21 protein-coding genes are annotated in these 20,343 nt (G+C 67.8%); 6 read left to right on the top strand and 15 right to left on the bottom strand.

Annotation, left to right across the window (positions count from 1 at the left end; all coding sequences use genetic code 11):
- The first annotated feature begins 41 nt into the window (after positions 1–41).
- Positions 42–1,505, top strand: a complete 1,464-nt coding sequence (gene gatA, locus ACTFO6_RS03860; RefSeq protein WP_439933403.1) for an Asp-tRNA(Asn)/Glu-tRNA(Gln) amidotransferase subunit GatA — start codon at positions 42–44, stop codon at positions 1,503–1,505.
- Complete coding sequence (gene gatB, locus ACTFO6_RS03865) at positions 1,502–2,965, top strand: Asp-tRNA(Asn)/Glu-tRNA(Gln) amidotransferase subunit GatB (protein WP_439933135.1); 1,464 nt, start codon at positions 1,502–1,504, stop codon at positions 2,963–2,965. Before gatA ends, gatB begins: the two co-directional genes overlap by 4 nt.
- Positions 2,966–2,987: 22 nt before the next feature.
- On the opposite strand, the gene ACTFO6_RS03870 is transcribed toward gatB, so the two are convergent.
- Both ACTFO6_RS03870 and pyrE read right to left on the bottom strand, forming a co-directional pair.
- The gene (locus ACTFO6_RS03870) at positions 2,988–3,659 is read right to left on the bottom strand and encodes a DUF4124 domain-containing protein (protein WP_439933136.1); all 672 of its coding nucleotides are present in this window, start codon (positions 3,657–3,659) and stop codon (positions 2,988–2,990) included.
- Positions 3,660–3,707: 48 nt separating this feature from the next.
- Positions 3,708–4,352, bottom strand: a complete 645-nt coding sequence (pyrE, locus tag ACTFO6_RS03875; RefSeq protein WP_439933137.1) for an orotate phosphoribosyltransferase — start codon at positions 4,350–4,352, stop codon at positions 3,708–3,710.
- A 118-nt stretch (positions 4,353–4,470) separates the two neighbouring features.
- On the opposite strand from pyrE, the gene ACTFO6_RS03880 reads away from it, so the two are divergent.
- Both ACTFO6_RS03880 and ACTFO6_RS03885 read left to right on the top strand, forming a co-directional pair.
- Entirely contained in the window at positions 4,471–5,262 is a 792-nt protein-coding gene (locus ACTFO6_RS03880; protein ID WP_439933138.1) for an exodeoxyribonuclease III, read from the top strand.
- A gap of 24 nt (positions 5,263–5,286) precedes the next feature.
- A complete protein-coding gene (locus tag ACTFO6_RS03885; protein WP_439933139.1) occupies positions 5,287–6,699 on the top strand; it encodes an AmpG family muropeptide MFS transporter in 1,413 nt (470 codons plus the stop codon).
- On the opposite strand, the gene ACTFO6_RS03890 is transcribed toward ACTFO6_RS03885, so the two are convergent.
- From ACTFO6_RS03890 to ACTFO6_RS03945, 12 genes are all read right to left on the bottom strand, one after another.
- Positions 6,681–7,115: a DUF4426 domain-containing protein gene (locus tag ACTFO6_RS03890; protein WP_439933140.1), complete on the bottom strand. Its 435-nt coding sequence runs from the start codon at positions 7,113–7,115 to the stop codon at positions 6,681–6,683. The two genes, ACTFO6_RS03885 and ACTFO6_RS03890, sit on opposite strands and share 19 nt — an antisense overlap.
- Before the next feature lie 188 nt (positions 7,116–7,303).
- Positions 7,304–7,942 carry a methionine biosynthesis protein MetW gene (gene metW, locus ACTFO6_RS03895; RefSeq protein WP_439933141.1) on the bottom strand — a complete coding sequence of 213 codons (639 nt, stop codon included), beginning with the start codon at positions 7,940–7,942 and terminating at the stop codon, positions 7,304–7,306.
- Complete coding sequence (gene metX, locus ACTFO6_RS03900; RefSeq protein WP_439933142.1) at positions 7,939–9,078, bottom strand: homoserine O-succinyltransferase MetX; 1,140 nt, start codon at positions 9,076–9,078, stop codon at positions 7,939–7,941. Before metX ends, metW begins: the two co-directional genes overlap by 4 nt.
- Positions 9,079–9,123: 45 nt before the next feature.
- Positions 9,124–10,848 carry a phosphoenolpyruvate--protein phosphotransferase gene (ptsP, locus tag ACTFO6_RS03905; RefSeq protein WP_439933143.1) on the bottom strand — a complete coding sequence of 575 codons (1,725 nt, stop codon included), beginning with the start codon at positions 10,846–10,848 and terminating at the stop codon, positions 9,124–9,126.
- Between the two features lie 28 nt (positions 10,849–10,876).
- Entirely contained in the window at positions 10,877–11,146 is a 270-nt protein-coding gene (locus ACTFO6_RS03910) for an HPr family phosphocarrier protein (RefSeq protein WP_439933144.1), read from the bottom strand.
- Positions 11,127–11,546 carry a PTS sugar transporter subunit IIA gene (locus tag ACTFO6_RS03915; protein ID WP_439933145.1) on the bottom strand — a complete coding sequence of 140 codons (420 nt, stop codon included), beginning with the start codon at positions 11,544–11,546 and terminating at the stop codon, positions 11,127–11,129. Before ACTFO6_RS03915 ends, ACTFO6_RS03910 begins: the two co-directional genes overlap by 20 nt.
- Before the next feature lie 30 nt (positions 11,547–11,576).
- A complete protein-coding gene (locus ACTFO6_RS03920; RefSeq protein WP_439933146.1) occupies positions 11,577–12,644 on the bottom strand; it encodes an FAD:protein FMN transferase in 1,068 nt (355 codons plus the stop codon).
- Between the two features lie 82 nt (positions 12,645–12,726).
- Positions 12,727–13,707, bottom strand: a complete 981-nt coding sequence (gene gshB, locus ACTFO6_RS03925; RefSeq protein ID WP_439933147.1) for a glutathione synthase — start codon at positions 13,705–13,707, stop codon at positions 12,727–12,729.
- Positions 13,708–13,714: 7 nt separating this feature from the next.
- Positions 13,715–15,016: a glutamate--cysteine ligase gene (gshA, locus tag ACTFO6_RS03930; protein WP_439933148.1), complete on the bottom strand. Its 1,302-nt coding sequence runs from the start codon at positions 15,014–15,016 to the stop codon at positions 13,715–13,717.
- A 128-nt stretch (positions 15,017–15,144) separates the two neighbouring features.
- The gene (locus ACTFO6_RS03935) at positions 15,145–16,569 is read right to left on the bottom strand and encodes an ammonium transporter (RefSeq protein ID WP_439933149.1); all 1,425 of its coding nucleotides are present in this window, start codon (positions 16,567–16,569) and stop codon (positions 15,145–15,147) included.
- 9 nt (positions 16,570–16,578) lie between these two features.
- Positions 16,579–16,917 (bottom strand): P-II family nitrogen regulator, encoded by a 339-nt coding sequence (gene glnK / locus ACTFO6_RS03940; protein ID WP_147799005.1) that lies wholly within the window; start codon positions 16,915–16,917, stop codon positions 16,579–16,581.
- A 51-nt stretch (positions 16,918–16,968) separates the two neighbouring features.
- Positions 16,969–17,769 (bottom strand): TorF family putative porin, encoded by an 801-nt coding sequence (locus tag ACTFO6_RS03945; RefSeq protein ID WP_439933150.1) that lies wholly within the window; start codon positions 17,767–17,769, stop codon positions 16,969–16,971.
- 301 nt (positions 17,770–18,070) lie between these two features.
- Between ACTFO6_RS03945 and ACTFO6_RS03950 the strand changes: the two genes are divergently transcribed.
- Positions 18,071–18,316, top strand: a complete 246-nt coding sequence (locus ACTFO6_RS03950) for an accessory factor UbiK family protein (protein ID WP_439933151.1) — start codon at positions 18,071–18,073, stop codon at positions 18,314–18,316.
- Between the two features lie 79 nt (positions 18,317–18,395).
- Positions 18,396–19,892: a YifB family Mg chelatase-like AAA ATPase gene (locus tag ACTFO6_RS03955; RefSeq protein WP_439933152.1), complete on the top strand. Its 1,497-nt coding sequence runs from the start codon at positions 18,396–18,398 to the stop codon at positions 19,890–19,892.
- 46 nt (positions 19,893–19,938) lie between these two features.
- On the opposite strand, the gene ACTFO6_RS03960 is transcribed toward ACTFO6_RS03955, so the two are convergent.
- A complete protein-coding gene (locus ACTFO6_RS03960) occupies positions 19,939–20,334 on the bottom strand; it encodes a rhodanese-like domain-containing protein (protein ID WP_439933404.1) in 396 nt (131 codons plus the stop codon).
- Positions 20,335–20,343: the final 9 nt, after the last annotated feature.

Here is a 20,343-nt window from a genome sequence, read left to right on the forward strand (position 1 = left end):
TCCCGGCCGAAACGCCCGGAACGGGCCAAAGCCCCGTGGATCTGCTGAATTCCAGCCTCAAGGCTCTGGCGGCCGCGCTGGCAGAGCGCCGGGTCTCCAGCGTGGAGCTCACCCGGGCGTATCTCGCCCGGATCGAGCGGCTCAACCCCCGGTTGAACGCCTTCATTACCCTGGATCCGGAAGCGAGCCTGGCCCAGGCGGAGGCGGCCGACCAGCGCCTCGCCCGGGGGGAGGCCGGACCCCTCACCGGGGTCCCGGTGGCCCACAAGGACATTTTCTGCGCAAAGGGGTGGCGTACCACCTGCGGCTCCAAGATGCTCGCCAACTTCGTTGCTCCCTACGATGCCCACGTGGTGGAGCAGCTGAACGCTGCCGGCATGGTGAGCCTGGGCAAGACCAACATGGACGAGTTCGCCATGGGTTCGTCCAACGAAACCTCCTACTTCGGGCCGGTGCGTAACCCCTGGGCTCTGGACCGGGTCCCGGGCGGCAGCTCCGGGGGCTCGGCTTGCGCCGTGGCGGCCCGGCTCGCGCCAGCCGCCACCGGCACCGACACCGGGGGCTCCATCCGGCAGCCGGCGGCCCTGTGCGGGATCTCGGGCCTGAAGCCCACTTACGGCCTGGTGTCCCGTTACGGAATGATCGCCTTTGCCTCCAGCTTGGACCAGGGCGGGCCCATGGCCAGGTCGGCCGAGGACCTGGCGCTGCTCCTCAACGTCATGGCGGGCTTCGATCCCCGGGATTCCACCAGCCTGGAGCGGGAACCCGAAGATTACACCCGCGACTTGGAAAGCCCCCTCAAGGGCTTGCGCCTGGGGCTGCCCCGGGAATACTTCGCGCAAGGGGTGGCGCCGGACGTGGCCCGGGCGGTGGAGCAGGCCTGCACGGTGTTCCGCGAGCTGGGCTGCGAGACCGTGGAGGTTTCCCTTCCCAACATGGAGCTTTCGGTGCCGGTGTACTACGTCCTGGCGCCGGCGGAGGCCTCCAGCAACCTGGCCCGCTACGATGGGGTGCGCTACGGTTACCGGACGCCGCAGTACCAGGATCTGCTGGACATGTATACGAAGACCCGGGCGGAGGGCTTCGGCGCCGAGGTCAAGCGCCGCATCCTGATCGGCACCTATGTGCTCTCTCACGGCTACTACGACGCCTATTATCTCCAGGCGCAAAAGGTGCGGCGGCTGATTGCCCAGGACTTCAAGCGGGCCTTCGAGCGCTGCGATCTGATCCTGGGACCCACCTCGCCCACCACCGCCTTCCCCCTGGGCAGCCGCTTGAGCGACCCGGTGCAGATGTATCTTTCCGACATCTTCACCATCGCCGTGAACCTGGCCGGGCTGCCGGGGCTGTCCATCCCCGCCGGTTTCGACGGCGAGGGCCTGCCGGTGGGATTGCAGATCGTCGGCGGCTATTTCGCCGAGGCCCGTATGCTGAACGCGGCCCACCAGTACCAGAGGGTTACCGACTGGCACCGGCGTATGCCGCCGGACCTGGAGGAGTCATGAGCGCGCCGCGGGAAGGCTGGGAGGTGGTGATCGGGCTGGAGGTGCACGCCCAGCTCTCCACCCGGGCCAAGATCTTCTCGGGAGCGTCCACCGCCTTCGGCGCCGCCCCCAACACCCAGGCCTGCGCCGTGGACATCGCCCTGCCCGGGGTGTTGCCGGTGTTGAACCGGGGCGCGGTGGAGCGGGCGATCAAGTTCGGCCTGGCGGTGAACGGGAAAATCAACCGCCGGTCGGTGTTTGCCCGCAAGAACTACTTCTATCCCGATCTGCCCAAGGGCTACCAGATCAGCCAGTACGAGCTGCCCATCATCGTGGGCGGCGCCGTTCCCATCCAGGTGGGGGGCGTCGAGAAGGCGGTGCGGCTGACCCGCGCCCACCTGGAGGAGGACGCCGGAAAATCCCTCCACGAAGATTTCCACGGCATGACCGGCATCGATCTCAACCGGGCCGGCACGCCGCTGCTGGAGATCGTTTCCGAGCCGGACATGGGCTCCACCGAGGAGGCGGTGGCCTACGCCAAGGCGCTCCACGCCCTGGTGCGCTGGATCGGCATATGCGACGGCAACATGCAGGAGGGGTCGTTCCGCTGCGATGCCAACGTCTCGGTGCGGCGGCGGGGGGAGATGCGGCTCGGCACCCGCTGCGAGATCAAGAACCTCAACTCCTTCCGCTTCCTGGAGCGGGCCATCGACTACGAGGTGGAGCGGCAGATCGAGCTCCTGGAGGACGGGGGCCGCGTCGTGCAGGAGACCCGGCTGTTCGACCCGGACCGGGGGGAGACCCGCTCCATGCGCACCAAGGAGGAGGCCCACGACTACCGCTACTTCCCCGATCCCGACCTCTTGCCCCTGGAAGTGAGCGAGGCGTGGATCGAGGAGGTGCGGGCGACCCTTCCCGAGCTGCCCCAGGAGAAGCGCAGCCGCTACCAGCGGGAATACGGGCTCACCGCCTACGACGCGGGGGTGCTCACCTCCAGCAAAGAGATGGCGGACTATTTCGAGGCACTGGTGGAGCGGCTTCCCCGGGAGCCCAAGCTGTGCGCCAACTGGGTGATGGGGGAGCTCTCCGGCTGGCTCCACCGGCGGGGGCTGGAGATCGACGCGAGCCCCATCTCCCCCGCCCAACTGGCGCGCCTGCTCGGCCGCCTGGTGGACGGTACCATCTCCGGCAAGATCGCCAAGGAGGTGTTCGACGCCCTGGCGCGGGGGGAGGCGGAAGGGGAGGAGGCGGCCGACCGGATCATCGAGGCCCGGGGGCTCAAGCAGATCTCCGACGCCGCCGCGCTGGAAGCCATCGTGGACCGGATCATCGCCGCCAATCCCCAGCAGGTGGCGGACTACCGAGCCGGGAAAGAGAAGCTCTTCGCCTACTTCGTGGGCCAGGCGATGCGGGCCACCCAGGGCAAGGCCAACCCGGCTCAGCTCAACGAGATCCTCAAGCGCAGGCTGGGCGGCTCGTGAGCCACCCCCGCCGCGGGGCGGCTCAGCGGCCCTTCAGCTCCCGGTAGCGCGCCTTGTCCGCCTCGAAGCGGGCCCGGATGGCGTCCATCTCGCCCTCCTTCGCGGCCACCTGGGCCTTAAGGGCGCTGAGTTCCCGCTCGGCGTGGGCCAGCTCTTCGCTGAGCCACTCGGGCACGGGCTTCCCGCGCCCGGCGAACTTATCCGCGTCCGCTTTCAACTTGCCGACTTTCTCGGCGGCGCTCTTTTCCCGGGCCTTCAAGCTCGCGATGGCGAGTTCCGCCTGCTTCAGGTTGCGGTCCCGGGCGAGATCGATTTCCCGCTCGCTGGCGTAAGTGGCGAGCAGGGCCCGGTCCCGGCGCTCCCGCTCCATCGCCTCCCGCTCCTGTTCCGGGCTCGTTCTCGGTTCTTCCCGCTTGACCGGCTTCCCCCCCGGAACCTGCCCCGCTTCGTACTCCCGCACCACGATGCCGCGCTTGTTCATCTCCTGGAGGCCCTGCTGCACGCAGTCCGGGGTGAGCCTATCGGTGTAATAGACCCGGCCCTGGGGATCGGTGCACTTGTACATCCTGGCGTCAGCCGGGGAGGGGAAGGCCGCGGCGGTAAGCGCCGCGAGGCCGCACAGCCAGAAGAGGGCGTGCCGTCCCCTGGCCGACGTTGCCGCTGGGTGTCCGGTGGGTATAGATCGGTCAGACATAGGGCAAAACCCTGTGAGCCGTTGCACATCCGGGCAGCGCGGGCGTTCTCAAGGGCGCGCGCCGAAGGTTTCCCGGTAACGGCGAATCTCAAGCAAGCGCTGTGCCAGTGACTCCTGGGTTTCCAGGTGGGCGATCACGTCGTCCAGCGTGGCGATGCTGATCACCGGGATGCCGTAGGCCTGCCGCACTTCCTCCGCGGCGGACCGGGACCCGAGGCCCCGTTCCATCCGGTCCAGGGCGATCACCACGCCGCAGGGGATGGCGCCGGCGGCGCGGATCAGTTCCACCGCCCCCCGCACCGAGGTGCCGGCGGAGATCACATCGTCCACGATCAGCACCCGGCCCTGGAGGGGGGCGCCGATGGTGGCGCCGCCTTCCCCGTGGTCCTTGGGCTCCTTGCGGTCGAAGCAGAAGGGGCAGTTCAAGCCCTCCTCGGCCAGGGCCACGGCGGTGGCGGTGACCAGGGGAATGCCCTTGTAGGCGGGCCCGAACAGCATGTCGAAGGCGATCCCGCTCGCGCGGATGGCTTTCGCGTAAAATTGCGCCAGCGCCCTGAGGGAAGCGCCGTCGTTGAACAGGCCCGCGTTGAAGAAGTAGGGGGACACGCGTCCCGCCTTGGTCCGGAACTCGCCGAAGCGCAGCGCGCCGCGGGCGATGGCGAACTGGACGAACTGCCGGCGGAAATCGGTCATGGGGAAAGAGCCGGGCGATGGCCAAGCGAGGGCATAGGGAACGAGAAGGGCTCGGGGCGGCGGTTTGAGCGGACAGCCGACAATTTAAGCGGCCCGGCGCTTTTTTTCCAGTATCGGCGTGTTGCGGATCATCACCCTCAACCTGAACGGCATCCGCTCGGCGGCGGCCAAGGGATTCTTCCAGTGGCTGCCCGCCCAGCGGGCCCACGTGGCCTGCGTGCAGGAGTTGAAGGCTTTGGCGGACGATCTCACTCCGGAGATGGTGCGGCCGGACCGGATGCAGGGACACTTCCACTTCTCCCAGCGGCGGGGCTACAGCGGCGTGGGCATGTACTGCAAGCATCCTCCCGACCGCGTGGTAGAAGGCCTGGGCATTCCCGACATCGACGCGGAGGGCCGCTACCTGGAGGCCCGCTACGGTGCCCTTTCCATCGTGTCCCTGTACGTGCCTTCGGGCTCGGCCGGGCCGGAGCGGCAGGCGGCCAAGTTCAGCTTCATGGACCGCTTCTTTCCGGTGCTCGCCAAGCTGGCCAAAAGCGGGCGCGAGTACATCCTCTGCGGCGACATCAACATCGCCCACAAGGAGATCGATCTCAAGAACTGGCGCTCCAACCAGAAGAACTCGGGCTTCCTGCCGGAGGAGCGCGCCTGGTTGAGCCGGGTCTTCGATGAGTTGGGATGGGTGGACGTCTATCGCCGGCTCTACCCGGACGCGACCGGGGAGGCCTATACCTGGTGGTCCAACCGGGGCCGGGCGTGGGAGAAGAACGTGGGATGGCGTATCGACTACCAGATCGCCACGCCGAAAGTGGCCCAGCTCGCCCGGCGGGCCTTCGTTTACAAGGGCGAGCGCTTCTCCGACCACGCGCCCCTGGTGATCGACTACGACCTGACCCTGCCCGGGCGCTGATTTCAGGCCTTCGCCGCGCCTCCCTTGCCCATCGACCGCTCATCGCACCCCTGGCTCGCGGCCCTGGGCGTGTACCTGGAGCCCCGGGTGGCGCGCATGCTGCTCCTGGGCTTCTCCTCGGGGCTGCCCCTGCTGCTCACCCTGGGGACCCTTTCTTTCTGGCTGCGGGAAGCGGGGGTGGACCGCACCACCATCGGGTTCCTGAGTTGGGTGGCCCTCGCCTATGGGCTCAAGTGGGCTTGGGCGCCCCTGGTGGATCGCCTGCGGTTGCCCTGGCTCACCCACCGGCTCGGGCGGCGCCGGAGCTGGCTGCTCGCGGCCCAGCTCGCCGTTGTCGTGGGCCTTACGGGCATGGCCTTCTCCGATCCGGCCACCCACCTGGAGCGGCTGGTGGCCTTCGCCCTGCTCACCGCCTTCGCCTCCGCCACCCAGGACATCGCCATCGACGCCTTCCGCATCGAATCCGCCCCGCCCGAGCTGCAGGGCGCCATGGCCGCCGCCTACCAGGCGGGCTACCGGCTGGCCGTGATCCTCGCTTCCGCCGGGGCCCTGTGGATCGCAGCGCGCTTCGATCCGAGCGAGGCAACCTACGAAGCGTTGCCCTGGACCGTCGCCTACTTGGCGATGGCCGGCTTCATGGGGGTGGGGATGGTCACGGTGCTCTACTCCGCGGAGCCGCGGGTGGCGGTGTCCCGGGAGACCCTGGAGCGGGAAGCCCGGGTGAGCGCCCGCCTCCACGGCAGCGGCCTCTTGCCCAAGGGGCTCGCGGACCTGCTCGCCTGGGGCTACAGCGCGGTGGTGAGCCCGTTCCTGGATTTCCTGCTGCGCTACCGCTGGCAGGCCCTGCTGATCCTGGCCTTGATCGCCACCTACCGGATCTCGGACGTGGTGATGGGGGTGATGGCCAACCCGTTCTACGTGGACATGGGCTACACCAAGGACGAAGTGGCCGCCGTGTCCAAAGTCTACGGGGTCGTCATGACCATCGTGGGGGCGGCCATCGGCGGGGTGCTGAGCCTGCGCCTCGGGGTGATGCGCATCCTGTTCCTGGGCGCCGCCCTTTCCGCCGCCACCAACCTCCTGTTCGCCTGGCTCGCCACCCAGGGGCACAACCTGCCGGGGCTGATCCTGGCGATTTCCGCCGACAACTTAAGCGCCGGGATCGCCAGCGCCGCTTTCGTCGCCTATCTTTCGGGGCTGACCAACGTGGCCTACTCCGCCACCCAGTACGCCCTGTTCAGCTCCGTCATGCTGCTCCTGCCCAAGGTCCTGGCGGGCTTCTCGGGGCTGGCGGTGGACCGCTTCGGCTACGAAAGCTTCTTCGTCGGGACCGCCCTGATCGGCCTGCCAGTCTTGCTGCTGGTGTGGCTCGCCGCTCGCAGCGAGCGGCGTCGGACGGCCTTCGCCCCTCCCCCTCCTCAGTCGAAGGTGCGCTGAAACTGGAGGTCGAAGCGGCGCGGCTCGCCCCGGGGCTGGATCTGCAGGCTGAAGCGCAGGGTCTCGGGCCGGGACAGGCGGTATTCGCCGATGTAGTAGATGGCGCCGCCTTCCCGCACTTCCTTGAGCTCCAGGGTGGTGAGCCGGGCGGTCAGGGTGACCACGGTCGCCTTGACCTCGGCGGCCACCGGCTGGAGCGCACCGCTCGCGTCCCGCTTCAGCACCGCCACGGTCAGCATGCCGGCGTTGCGGCTGCGGGTAATGCCGTAGGCCCGGGCCACCTCCGGCGCGAGATCTTCGGTGACGAGGGCGTTGTAATGGATCTCGTAGTCGCCGAACTTCTTGGACAGCTCGGCGACGCCGCCGAGGGGCAGCAGCAGCGCCGCCAGCCCAAAGACGAATTTCCATGCTTTCATGGGGAGAGCCCCTTGAGATGGCCTGGAGCCATATTTTTCTCCGGCTGCCGGGTGGATACGAACGGCATTATGCCCGTTTCGTCATTTTGATGGGCCCGGGTCGGGGAAGGCAAGACCAGCGCCTCTTTCTCATTTTCGTTCCCGGCGCTCGGGTCGATTCGTGGCGCCATTCCGGGTGACATGAAGCTTCACCGGAGCTGCTCGACCCGGTAGACCGCGATGGAGCCGAGCAAGTTGGGGAACCAGGTCACCGTGGACCCGTTGCCGAGCACCATGCGCTCCAGGATCCGCACCCCGTGCTGATCGCAGAACCATTCGAAATCCTTGAGGGTGCACAGGTGCACGTTGGGCGTGTTGAACCACTGGTACGGCAGGCTCTTGGACACGGGCATGCGCCCCATCAGCACCTGCACCCGGTGGCGCCAGTAGCCGAAGTTGGGAAACGAGACGATGGCCTCGCGTCCCACTCGCACCATTTCGCGCACGATGCGCTCGGTGTGGCGCATGGCCTGCAGGGTCTGGGACAGGATCACATAATCGAAGGAACCGGACTCGAAACCCGAAAGCCCCGACTCCAGGTCCGCCTGGATCACGTTGACCCGGTTCCTCACGCAGGCGAGCACGCCTTCGTCGTTGATCTCCACCCCGTAGCCGTGGGCGCTGCGGGTCTCCCGCAGGTAGCGCAGCAGCGACCCGTCCCCGCAGCCCAGGTCCAGCACCTGGGCGCCGGGCTTGATCCAGCGGGCGATGGCCTGGAAGTCCGGCCGCGCCGCGGCGAGCTGGGCGACGGCGGGATCGATGGCGGCGGGCAGCCTGGGCTCCTTCATCGACCGCCTCCCAGGTCGATGTTCTCCATGTACGCCCGCATGAGCGCGTGGTAGTGGGGATCCTCCATGAGGAAGGAATCGTGGCCGTGGGCCGAGCGGATCTCCGCGTAGGTCACGTCCAGCTTGTTGTCCAGCAGCGCCTTGACGATGTCCCGGGAGCGGCCCGGGGCGAAGCGCCAGTCGGAGCTGAAGGAGATCACCAGGAAGGCCGCCCGCGCCGGCCGGAACGCCGCCGAAAGATCCCCGCCGTGGGGATAGGCGGGGTCGAAGTAGTCCAGGGCCTTGGTCATCAGCAGGTAGGTGTTGGCGTCGAAATGGCTGGCGAACTTGTCGCCCTGGTAGCGCAGGTAGGACTCGATCTCGAACTCGATGTCCCAGCCGAAGGTGTAGTCCCCCGCGCGCAGCTCGCGGCCGAATTTCTCCGCCATGGAGTCGTCGGAGAGGTAGGTGATGTGGCCCAGCATGCGGGCGAGCCGCAGGCCCCAGCGCGGCACCACCCCGTGGGAATAGAAGTCCCCGTGATGGAAGTCCGGGTCGGTGAGGATCGCCTGGCGCGCCACGTCGTTGAAGGCGATGTTCTGGGCGGTGAGCTTGGGTGCCGCGGCGATGGCGATGGCGTGGCGGATCCGGGTCGGGAAATCGATGGCCCACTGCAGCGCCTGCATGCCGCCCAAGCTCCCTCCCACCACCGCGGCCCACTGCTCGATGCCCAGGTAATCGGCGAACCGGGCCTGGGAGGCCACCCAGTCCTCCACGGTGACGATGGGAAAGGAGGCGCCGTAGGGCTTGCCCGTCTCCGGGTTGATGCTAGCCGGCCCGGTGGAGCCGTGGCAGCCGCCCAGGTTGTTGACGCCCACGACGAAGAAGCGGCGGGTGTCGATGGGCTTGCCCGGGCCCACCATGTTTTCCCACCAGCCGGCGCTCTTGCGGTCGTCGGAGTGGTAACCCGCCACGTGGTGGCTGCCGGACAGGGCGTGGCACACCAGCACCGCGTTGGAGCGCTCGGCGTTGAGCTCCCCGTAGGTCTCGTAGGCGAGCTCGTAGCCCGCCAGCGCGCGCCCGCACTTGAGGGTGAGGGGCTCGTCGAAGCGGACCTTCTGCGGCGTGACCAGGCCGACCGAAGTGGGATCGAACATGGAGATGGCGCGATCGCTCGATTCGAGGCGCGATTATAGCGTCATCTAGGCGTTCAGCCGCTCGAGCAGGGTGAGCAGCCTTTCGTGGCTTTCGGCCTTGAGCATTTTCCGGGTGAGCCCGGCGATACGGGAGAGGTCGGTGCGCAGCACCTGCTGCTTGACCATGAGGATGTTGGACGGGTGCATGGAGAACTCCCGCAACCCGAAGCCCAAGAGCAGGCGGGTAAGCGCCACGTCCCCCGCCATCTCGCCGCACACCGCCACGGGCACCCCCGCCCGGGTGGCGGTGCCGATCACCCGAGCCACCAGGTGCAGCACCGCCGGGTGCAGGGGATCGTAGAGGTGGGCCACGGCCTCGTCGGTACGGTCGATGGCCAGGGTGTACTGGATCAGGTCGTTGGTGCCGATGGACAGGAACTCAAGTCGGCGCAGGAACGCCTCCAGCATAAGGGCGGCGGCCGGCACTTCGATCATGCCGCCCACCGGCACCTGGGGATCGAACTTCACCCGCTCGTCGGCCAGCTCCCGCTTGGCCTGCTCGATCAGGGCGAGGGCCTGGACCAGCTCGGAGAGACTGGAGAGCATGGGCAGCAGGATGCGCACCCGCCCGTAATGGGAGGCCCGCAGGATCGCCCGCAACTGGGTGCGGAACATGTGCGGCTCGGCGAGGCACAGCCGGATGGCCCGCAGACCCAGGGCCGGATTGGCGCTGAAGCGCTGGGCCCCGTTCAGTTGCTTGTCGGCTCCCAGGTCTAGAGTGCGGATCGTGACCGGCAGCCCCTTCATCTGGCGCACCACCCGGCGGTAGGCTTCGAACTGCTCGTCCTCGCTGGGCAAGTCGTTGCGGTTCAGGAACAGGAACTCGCTGCGGAACAGCCCGATGCCGCTCGCCCCGCTCTCCTTCACCTGCTCCACGTCCTCGGGCAGCTCGATGTTGGCCTGCAGTTCCACCGGCACCCCGTCCAGGGTGACCGCCTTGGCGCTCTTCAGGCGCTTCAGCTTCTGCCGTTCCAGCTCCCACAGGTGGCGCCGCAGCTCGTACTCCGCCAGGATGCTCCGGTCCGGGTTCACCACCACCACCCCGGCGCCGCCGTCCACGATCACCAGGTCGTTTTCCCGGACGAGCTGGCGCGCGTGGCGCAGGGCCACGATGGAGGGGATGCCCAGGCTGCGGGCGACGATGGCGGTGTGGGAGGTCGCGCCGCCCAGGTCGGTGACGAAGGCGGCGAACTGGTGGTGCTTGTAGATCATCACGTCCGCGGGGGAGAGGTCCCGCGCCACCAGGATCACGGGCTCGCCGGCGGCGGGTGCGGGGACGGCGGCGGGCGGATGCCCTAGCAGGGCCTTTATGATCCGCTCCACCACCTGCACCACGTCGTTCTTGCGCTCGCGCAGGTACTCGTTCTCCATCTCGTCGAACTGGGCGACGAGGGCGTCCATCTGCATTCGTAGGGCCCATTCGGCGTTGCACTGCTCGGTGCGGATGCGCTGGATCGGCGCCCGGGACAGGATCTCGTCCTCCAGGATCATGAGATGGACGTTGAGGAACGCTTCCAGCTCCGCTGGCGCGTTGGGCGGCAGGCTTTCCCGCTGGGCGATGATCTCGTTGCGGGCCGCCTTCACCGCCGCCTTGAAGCGGGCCACCTCGTCGGGGATGCGGGACTCGGGCAGCACGTAATGGGCCACCTCCAGGCTGGCCTGGGAGGCGAGGTGGGCGCGGCCGATGGCGATGCCGGGGGAGGCGCCCGTGCCGTGCAAGGTGAAGCTCATGGCAGAAGGGTCCGGTTGGGGCGGCGGGCTATTCCCCCTCGCCGAAATAGTCGCCGATCAAGGCGATCAGGGCCTGCATCGCTTCTTCCTCGTCGGGACCTTCGGTCTCGATCACGATGCGGGAGCCTTTCCCCGCCGCCAGCATCATGACCCCCATGATGCTCTTGGCGTTGACCCGCCGCCCGTCCCGGGAGAGCCATACGTCGCTCCGGTACTGGGAGGCGAGCTGGCTGAGCTTGGCGGAAGCCCGGGCGTGGAGGCCCAGCTTGTTGATGATCTCAACGTCCCGTCGCAACATTCCGCTGGGGGTCGCTCGCCGCAAGATGCATGACGCCTTCGATGCCGCCGGAAAGCGCCTTGGCGATCACCGTGGCGAGCGGCTCGTTGCGGTAGGTGAGGGCGCGGATCAGCATGGGCAGGCTCACCCCGGCCACCACTTCCACGCGCCCTGGCACCCTCAAACGGCAGGCGATGTTGCACGGCGTTCCGCCGCAGATGTCCGAGAGCACCAGCACCCCGTCCCCCTGGTCCAGTTGCTTCACCAGCTTGAGCGCCTGGGGCAGGATCGCCTCCGGGTCGTCGTGGACCGTCACCCCCACCTGCATGAGCTGCAGCGGGCGGCTGCCCATCACGTGGCTGGCGCAGTGGATCAGGCTCTCGCCCAGGGTGCCGTGGGCGACGATCAGGATGCCTACCATGGGTTGTCCCCCAAGTTCAATAAGATGATTTTACTGCAAAGCCACCGGCCCAGGCGGCGCGGGCAGGCTCCTGGCTTCCCGGTCCACCAGGCTCAGGCGCGCCTCCAGTTCCGGCGTGACATGGAGTCCGCCCTGGGCGTCGATCAAGAGGGCCGCCGGGGTGCCCATGGTCCGGGCCGAGGCGGGAAACCCCTCAAGGCCCGCCAGGAACACGGGCTTGGAGGCCGCATCCGACAAGGTTCCGGCGTCCGGGCCGGGCGGGGCCAGCACCGTGGCCGATTGGGCGCTTTGCCCCGGCAGGCCGGTACGCGGGTCGATGAGATGGCAGTAGCGCCGGCCGTCCAGCTCGAAATACCGCTGGTAGTCGCCGGAGGTACCGATCGCCTCCCCGTCCTGGAGATCGAGCACGGCGATGGGCCCGGGCTTGCGCGGGTGCTGGATGCCCACGCGCCAGGGCCGATCCCCCCGGCGGCCCAGGGCGAGCACGTTGCCCCCCACGTTGATGAGGGCGTTGGCCACCCCTTTCCCCCGTAGCAGCCGGGCCGCGTGGTCCAGGGCCTTGCCCTTGAGGTAGCCCCCGAAGTCGAGCTGCACCGCCGGGTTGCGGCTCGCCGCGGTTCCTTGCGCCAGAACGATGTCTTCCATGGCGGGGCGCTGGGCCACGAGCCGGGCCACGGCGCCGGCCTCCGGCAGGCGCGGCTCGAAGGTCTCCCCGTGGAAGCCCCACAGCGCCACCAAGCGGCCGATGGCCGGGTTGAACAGCCCTCCGGAGCGGCGGGAGAGCTCGGTCGCCTCCCGGATGAAACCGGCGAGCTCCTCCTCCACCGGCACGGGCTGGGGGCCTGCGGCGAATGCCGCGTTGAGGGCGGTTAACCGGCTCGGCTTCCAGGCGTGGTACTGGTCGTGCAGGCGCTGGAACTCCCGGAACACCTCCCGGGCGAGGGCCCGGGCGCGGGGCTCGGGCTCCCCGTACAGGGTCACCTCTACCAGGGTGCCGAAGACGTAGGCCTGCTCCTGGTGGACCGGCTCGCCCCCGCAGCCCCCAAGGGCGAGGGCGAGCGCCAGGAGCGGGAAGCGCCAAAATCGCTGGGACCGCAAACGGTGCGGGGAAAGAGGCAATCGAGCCACAAGCGCCGGACGAAAGCTTAAGCCATGGCCCCGCGCGCTTTCCGGCAGCTCGTCATGGGATTTCCTTGGGCCGGTCGCGCCGCTCGTGCCGTAGCGCCGCCCCCCGCTCCAGGGCGTCGATCATCATGCCGGCCACGTTGAAACCCGTCTGCTGGGCGATCTCCACCATGCAGGTGGGGCTGGTGACGTTCACCTCGGTGAGATAGTCGCCGATGACGTCCAGGCCTACCAGCAGGAGCCCATGGGCCTTGAGGGTCGGCCCGAGGCTTTGCGCGATCTCCCGGTCCCGGGGCGAGAGGGGCTGGGCCACGCCTTTGCCCCCCGCCGCCAGGTTGCCCCGGGTTTCCCCGGGCCGAGGGATGCGGGCGAGGCAGTAGGGCACCGGTTCCCCGTCGATCACCAACACCCGCTTGTCTCCCTTGACGATGTCGGGGAGATAGCGCTGGGCCATCACCGAGCGGGCGCCGTGGCGGGTCAGGGTCTCCACGATGACGTTGAAGTTGGGGTCGTCCCGGCGCACCCGGAAGATCTCGGCGCCCCCCATGCCGTCCAGGGGTTTCAGAATCACGTCCCCGTGCTCTTCCAGGAAAGCGCGGATCAGGTCGTGCCGGCGGGTCACCAGGCTGGGCGGGATGAACTGGGGAAACCGGGCGCAGGCCATCTTTTCGTTGAAGTCCCGCAGCGCCTGGGGCCGGTTCACCACCCAGGTCCCCGCTGCCTCGGCCAGCTCCAGGAGATAGGTGGAGAAAACGTATTCCATGTCGAAGGGCGGGTCCTTGCGCATGAGCACCGCGTCGAAGCGCTCGAGGGGGGTCTCGGCGGCCTCGCCCGCCCGGTACCAGTCGTGAAGGTCATCGGTCAGGGAAAGGGGCCTCGCGTGGCCCACCACGCCGCCGTTGCGCCAGGCGAGATCGCCCTGCTCCATGGCCCAGAGGCGATGTCCCCGGGCGGCCGCCTCCCGCATCATGGCGTAGGAGGAATCCTTGTAGGTCTTGAGGCTGTCGAGGGGGTCGAGGATGAACAGCAGGTCCATGCCCGCCTCAGCCGGAGATCGCGGCGAGCTGGGGCTCGGCCAGGTACTGCTCCAACTCCATCGCCGCCGCCACCAGGGCGAGCCGCGCCACCACGCTGTAGGCATAGAACCGGTTGGGCGGGCAGTCCGGGCTGCCGGTGAAGTCGGGGGTGAGGCAAGAGGTCTCGAAGGCGAGGGGCACGAAGTGCATGCCGGGCGCGTTCAGGTTCTCGTCTTTGCCTCGGGCGGTGTGCACCCGGTAGAAGCCGCCCACCACGAAGTGGTCGATCATGTAGATCACCGGCTCGGCCACCGCGTCGTCGATGTTCTCGTAGGTGTAGACGCCCTCCTGAACCAGCACCTCGTGCACTTCCAGCCCTTCCTTGACCACCGCCATTTTCTTGCGCTGGTTGCGGTTGAGCTCCCGCACCTCGCTGGCGTCCCGCACCATCATCACGCCCATGCCGTAGGTGCCGGCGTCGGCCTTTACCACGGCGAAGGGCGCCTCGCGGATGCCGTACTCCCGGTACTTCTCGCCCACGTCCTTGAGGATCTCGTCCACGTAGGCCGCGAGGCACTCCTCGCCGCGCTTTTCCTTGAAGTTGATCTGGCCGCAGGCGGCGAAGTAGGGGTTGATGAGCCAGGGGTCGATGCCGATGAGCCCAGCGAACTCCTTGGCCACCCGCTCGTAGGCGGTGAAATGGCGCGACTTGCGCCGCGTGCTCCAGCCGGCGACCAGGGGCGGGATCACCGGCTGCTCTAGCCCCTTGAGGATCTCCGGCACCCCCGCCGAGAGGTCGTTGTTGAGCAGCACGGCGCAGGGGTCGAAGCCTTCGACGGTCAGGCGGTTGCCTTTGCGCTGGAGCGGCTCCAGGGTAAGGATCTGTCCGTCCGGTAAGGGGATCGTCTTGGGGGCGGTTACCTCCGGCAGCAGGCTTCCCACGCGCACGTGGAGCCCCGCGAGCCGCAGGATGTTGGCGAGGGCGGCCACGTTTTGCAGGTAGTGGACGTTGCGGGTATGGCTCTCGGGGATCAGCAGCACGCCCCGCGCCTCGGGGCAGATCTTCTCCACCGCCGCCATCGCCGCCTGCACGCACAAGGGCAGGAAGTCCGGATTGAGGTTGTTAAAGCCGCCGGGAAAGAGGTTGGTGTCCACCGGCGCCAGCTTGAAGCCGCTGTTGCGCAGATCCACGGAGGCGTAGAACGGCGCCGCATGCTCCTGCCACTGACCACGGAGCCAATGCTCGATCGCGGGCATGGCGTCGAGGATCGCGCGCTCCAGATCCAGGAGGGGGCCGGACTGGGCCGTGGTGAGGCGGGGAACGTTCATGGGAGCTTCCTGAAAACCAGGATTTTACTACCGGAACCGGCCGGGGCCAGCCCGGCGCGGGGACGCTCGCCAAAAAAAAACGGGCGCCCGCAGGCGCCCGTCCAGGCCGACTTCAGAGGATCAATGGCTCAGTTGTAGGCTTTCTCGCCGTGGGAGGTGACGTCGAGGCCTTCGCGCTCTTCCTCTTCGGTGACCCGCAGCCCGATGGTGGCGTCGATCACCTTGTAAATGACAAAGCTCAGGATGCCGGTCCACACGATGGTGGTGAGGGTGGCGATGATTTGCTTCATGACCTGCCCGCCCATGGACACGCCTTCCGGATAGCCCACGCCGCCCAGCCCGGCGGACATGAAGACGCCGGTCAGGATCGCGCCGAGCATGCCGCCCACCCCATGGACGCCGAAGACATCCAGCGAGTCGTCATAGCCGAGGGCGTGCTTGAGGCTGGTCACCGCCCAGTAGCAGATGATGCCGGCCAGCGCCCCGATGACCAGGGCGCCCATCGGCCCGACGAATCCGCACGCCGGGGTGATGGCCACCAGCCCCGCGATGGCGCCGGAGGCGGCGCCCAGCATGCTGGGCTTGCCCTTGCTCATCCACTCCACGAACATCCAGCCGAGCACCGCGGCGGCGGTGGCGAACTGGGTGTTGGCGAGCACCATGCCGGCGATGCCGTCGGCGGCCAGCTCCGAGCCCACGTTGAAGCCGAACCAGCCCACCCACAGCAGGGAGGCTCCCACCATGGTGAGCCCCAGGTTATGGGGCGGCATGGGCTCGCGCCCGTAGCCCACCCGCTTGCCCAGCACCAGCGCCCCCACCAGCCCGGCGATGCCGGCATTGACGTGCACCACCGTGCCGCCGGCGAAGTCCTTGGCGCCCAAGTCTGCCAGCCAGCCGCCGCCCCACACCATGTGGGCGATGGGCGCATAGCAGAAAACGAGCCATAGCGCCATGAACCACAGCACCGCGGAGAACTTGATGCGTTCGGCAAACGCCCCGACGATGAGCGCGGGCGTGATGGCGGCGAAGGTCATCTGGAACGTAGCGAAGACGTATTCGGGAATCACCCCACTCAGGGTCTCGGGCGTGATGCCCTTCATGAAGGCCTTGGACAGGCCTCCGATCACCTTGTTGAGCGCACCCGCCCCCTCGGTGAAGGCCAGGCTGTAGGCGAAAAGGGCCCACAGCACCGACACCAGGGAGAAGGTGATGAACACCTGCATCAGGATGGACAACGCGTTCTTGGCGCGCACCAAGCCGCCGTAGAAGAGCGCCAGGCCCGGGATCGTCATCATGATGACCAGCACCGTGGCGGTGATCATCCAGGCGGTGCTGCCCGAGTCGAGGGTGGGTTTCTTCTCTTCGGCCGGCGCTGGTGCGGGGGCCGCCGGAGCAGGGACGGGCGCAGCGGTGACGGGTGCCGCTTCCGCCGGCTTGGCTTCTGTCTGCGCGGCAGCGGGTACGCCGGCACCCTCGGTGCTCTGCTGCGCGAGAGCCGGCGCTGCCACCCCCAGGGAGGCGCACAGGGCGAAGAGTGCGATGAGTCGCTTCATGACATTCTCCTACAGGGCGTCCGCGCCGGTTTCGCCGGTGCGGATGCGGATCACTTGCTCCAGGTCAAAGACAAAGATCTTACCGTCGCCGATCTTGCCGGTGCTGGCCGATTTCTCGATGGCCTCGATCACCTGGTCGAGCAGCTCGGACTTGATGGCGACTTCCACCTTCACCTTGGGCAGAAAGTCCACCACGTACTCCGCACCGCGATAGAGCTCGGTGTGTCCCTTCTGCCGTCCGAAGCCCTTGACCTCGGTGACCGTGATGCCTTGCACGCCGATGGCGGACAGAGCCTCCCGCACCTCGTCGAGCTTGAATGGCTTGATGATGGCCGTGACGAATTTCATGTCATTCCCCCAGCGGGTTGTGATAACGGATAAGCCGTCGGCAGGCCTGCATCAGAAAAACTTTTGCACGTACACCACGAACTGGCTATCGCCGATGTTCTTGCCGTTGATGGTGTAGCCGGCGTCGTTGGCGTTGGTGTCGGTATAGTACGCGCCGATATTCAGGCCCTGGAGCACCCCCGAGGGCACCGCATAAGACACGCCAACTTTCCAATCCTCGTAGCTGAAGAGACTGTCGTTGGAGGCGCCGCCGGCGTTGCGCGGATCCGTGCCGTCGTACTCCTGCTTGCCCCAGTGGGCGAAAGCCGTGAAGCCAGTGTCGCCTAGGGGCACGCTGGCCGAGAGGTCCAGGTACCAGGTTCCCCGGCTGTCTTGAACCGCGAACGTCTTGTTGTCGACGCTATAGGAATACTTCACCGTGAACCATTTCCAGCCGAGGGCGCCGTAGACTTCCTGGGTATTGCCGCGCACGCCCCCGGGAGCCACATCGCCCGGGTAGTAGTAGAAGAGGTAGCCGACGTCGTAAGTGAAGTCGGTGGCGCCGATATTGCCCTTGACGCCGCCGTAGAAGTCCCACTCCAGGCTGGAGCTCGTGTATTGGCCGGAGTCCCGCAGCCAACTGATGTTGGACGCCCAGGTGCCGAGATAGAGGCTGGCGGGGCCGAAGTTGTAGGCGTAGTCGAACCCCCCCTGCACGGCCGGATCCTCGTTGGTCTGGGTCAGGCCACGGAAGACGTATTGGCTGAACAGCCCTACGTTGCCGGTGAACGAATGGGGAGAGTCCTCCGCCAGAGCCAGGCCGGGCGCGGTGAATACGATGGCAGTAGCGGCAGCGACAAGGGCTTTGCGCATGACGATTCCTTCCTTTCTATTCGGCGGTTGGGAGGATGCCTAGACGAAATCACCGCCGGTTCAGCAGGTTTTATGCCAAAGGAAAATCGTTCGTCGGTTCATGGGCTTGCATAAAGGTGGGGGAGGATCGGCCTGCGCCATGCACCGAATCGATGCGTCGCTGTGCCCTGCTGCACCATATTGGTGCCAAGGCGCGGAGGTCGTCGCCCCGGCGGATCCGGCGATGGAGTCTGGCATTGCACAAGGGGGTCAAGTGATGGAATAGTTGCGCCCACGTCGTCGCTCCAAGGGGATCCCGAAGATGATGAGAAAAGAGCTGCTGGATGAGATCGGTTCCAGGGTGAGCGAAGTGCTGGCGGCGAGCCCGGCGAAGGACCTGGAGAAAAACCTGAAAGCCCTGCTGGCGAGCGTCTTCGCCCGCCTCGACCTGGTGACCCGGGAGGAATTCGACGTGCAGCGGGAGGTGCTCGCCCGCACCCGGGAAAAGCTGGAAGCCCTGGAGCGCCGGGTGGCGGCGCTGGAGGCCCAGGCGGGGGAGCAGGAGTGAGCACGGGTCTTGCCGGACCCCCCTTCGGCGCGGGGCAGGGCCCCTTGCGTCCTGGTCTTCGCCCTCACTCCCGCAGCGGATGAGCGTTGCGGTGCTCTACAGCCGGGCGCTCGCTGGAATCGAAGCGCCCTTGGTGACGGTGGAGGCGCATCTCGCCAACGGGCTTCCCGGCTTCACCATCGTGGGCCTGCCCGAGACCGAGGTGAAGGAAGCCAAGGACCGGGTGCGGGCGGCGCTGCAGAACAGCCGCTTCGAATTTCCCAACCGCCGCATCACGGTGAACCTGGCTCCCGCCGACCTTCCCAAGGAGAGCGGCCGCTTCGACCTGCCCATCGCCCTAGGCATCCTGGCCGCCTCGGGCCAGGTCCCCCGGGAGCGGCTCGCCGGGATGGAATGGGCCGGGGAGCTGGCCCTCACGGGAGAGCTTCGCTCCATCCGCGGGGCCCTGGCCATGGTGTACGGGGCCTCCCGGGATGGGCGCGGCTTCGTGCTGCCGCAGGAGAGCGCCCGGGAGGCGGCCCTGGTGGGGGAGGCCCTCGTCTACGGCGCCCGGAGCCTCCTGGAGGTGTGCGCCTTTCTCCACGGCAAGCAGCCCCTGGAGCGGGCCCTCCCAGCTCCCCAGCCCGCCGAGCCCCAATACCCGGACATGCAGGAGGTGCGCGGCCAGGGGACGGCCAAGCGGGCCTTGGAAATCGCCGCGGCGGGGGGCCACAGCGTCCTCATGGTGGGGCCCCCGGGCACCGGCAAGAGCATGCTGGCCGCCCGGCTCCCGGGCATCCTGCCGGAGATGACCGACGCCCAGGCCCTGGAGGCGGCGGCCCTCCAGTCCCTGGGCAGCCAGGGGTTTTCCCCCGCGGCGTGGAAACGCCGGCCGTTTCGCGCCCCCCACCACACCGCCTCCGCCGTCGCCCTGGTGGGAGGCGGCGGCAACCCGCGGCCAGGGGAAATCTCGCTTGCCCTGCACGGGGTGCTGTTCCTGGACGAGCTGCCCGAGTTCGACCGCAAGGTGTTGGAGGTGCTGCGGGAGCCCCTGGAGTCGGGCCGGGTGACCGTGTCCCGTGCGGCGCGCCAGGCGGATTTTCCTGCGGTCTTCCAGCTCGTGGCCGCTATGAACCCCTGCCCCTGCGGCTACCTGGGCCACTTCAGCGGTCGCTGCCGCTGCACCCCGGACCAGGTGGCCCGCTACCGGGGCCGCATCTCGGGGCCGCTCCTAGACCGCATCGATTTGCAGATCGAGGTGCCGGCCGTGGCCGAAGAGGAACTCATGGGCCAGCCTACCGGCGAGCCCTCTCGCGCCATCCGCGCCCGGGTAGAGCGGGCCTACCGGGTCCAGCTCCAGCGCCAGGACAAGCCCAACGCCCGACTATCGGTGCAGGAGATCGACGCCTTCTGTGTGCCCGAGCGGGAAGGGGCGGCCCTGCTGCGCCGGGCCATGGGCCAGCTCAACCTCTCCGCCCGGGCCTACCACCGGGTGCTTAAGGTGGCCCGTACGATCGCCGACCTGGCGGGAGCGGAGGGGATCGGCGCCGCCCACGTGGCGGAGGCCATCCAGTACCGAAAGCTCGATCGGGGCTGAAGGAAGGAGAAGCTCAACGCTGTCTTCTAGCTTCTGATCCCTGAAATCAGCACTGCTCCCAGGGCAGGCCCTCATAGCGCCAACCGTTCTTGGTGCTGCGGTGGTGTTTCTCGTCCAGGTCCCCCTCGAAGCCATGGGTGACGTTGTACACGTGCTTAAACCCAGCCTTCTCCAGGGCCGCGCCCGCCTCGGCGGAGCGGTTGCCGCTGCGGCAGATGAGGACGATGGGGCGGGAGGCGTGGTCGGTGCCGGCGAGCTTCTTCACCTGCCCTACGAAATGGGGGTTCACCTCCCAGTCCGGGCCGTCGTTCCAGGAGACGTGGTGCGCCCCGACCGGGTGGCCTACGAACAGGTACTCGATCTCGCTGCGGCAGTCGATGAATAGGGCGTCCGGGTTGGCCTGCAGGAACTCATAGGCCTGCTTGGGGCTGAGGTGCTTCATGGCGATGTG

This window comes from Pelomicrobium sp. G1 (assembly GCF_051905455.1).
Lineage (GTDB): Bacteria > Pseudomonadota > Gammaproteobacteria > Burkholderiales > UBA6910 > Pelomicrobium.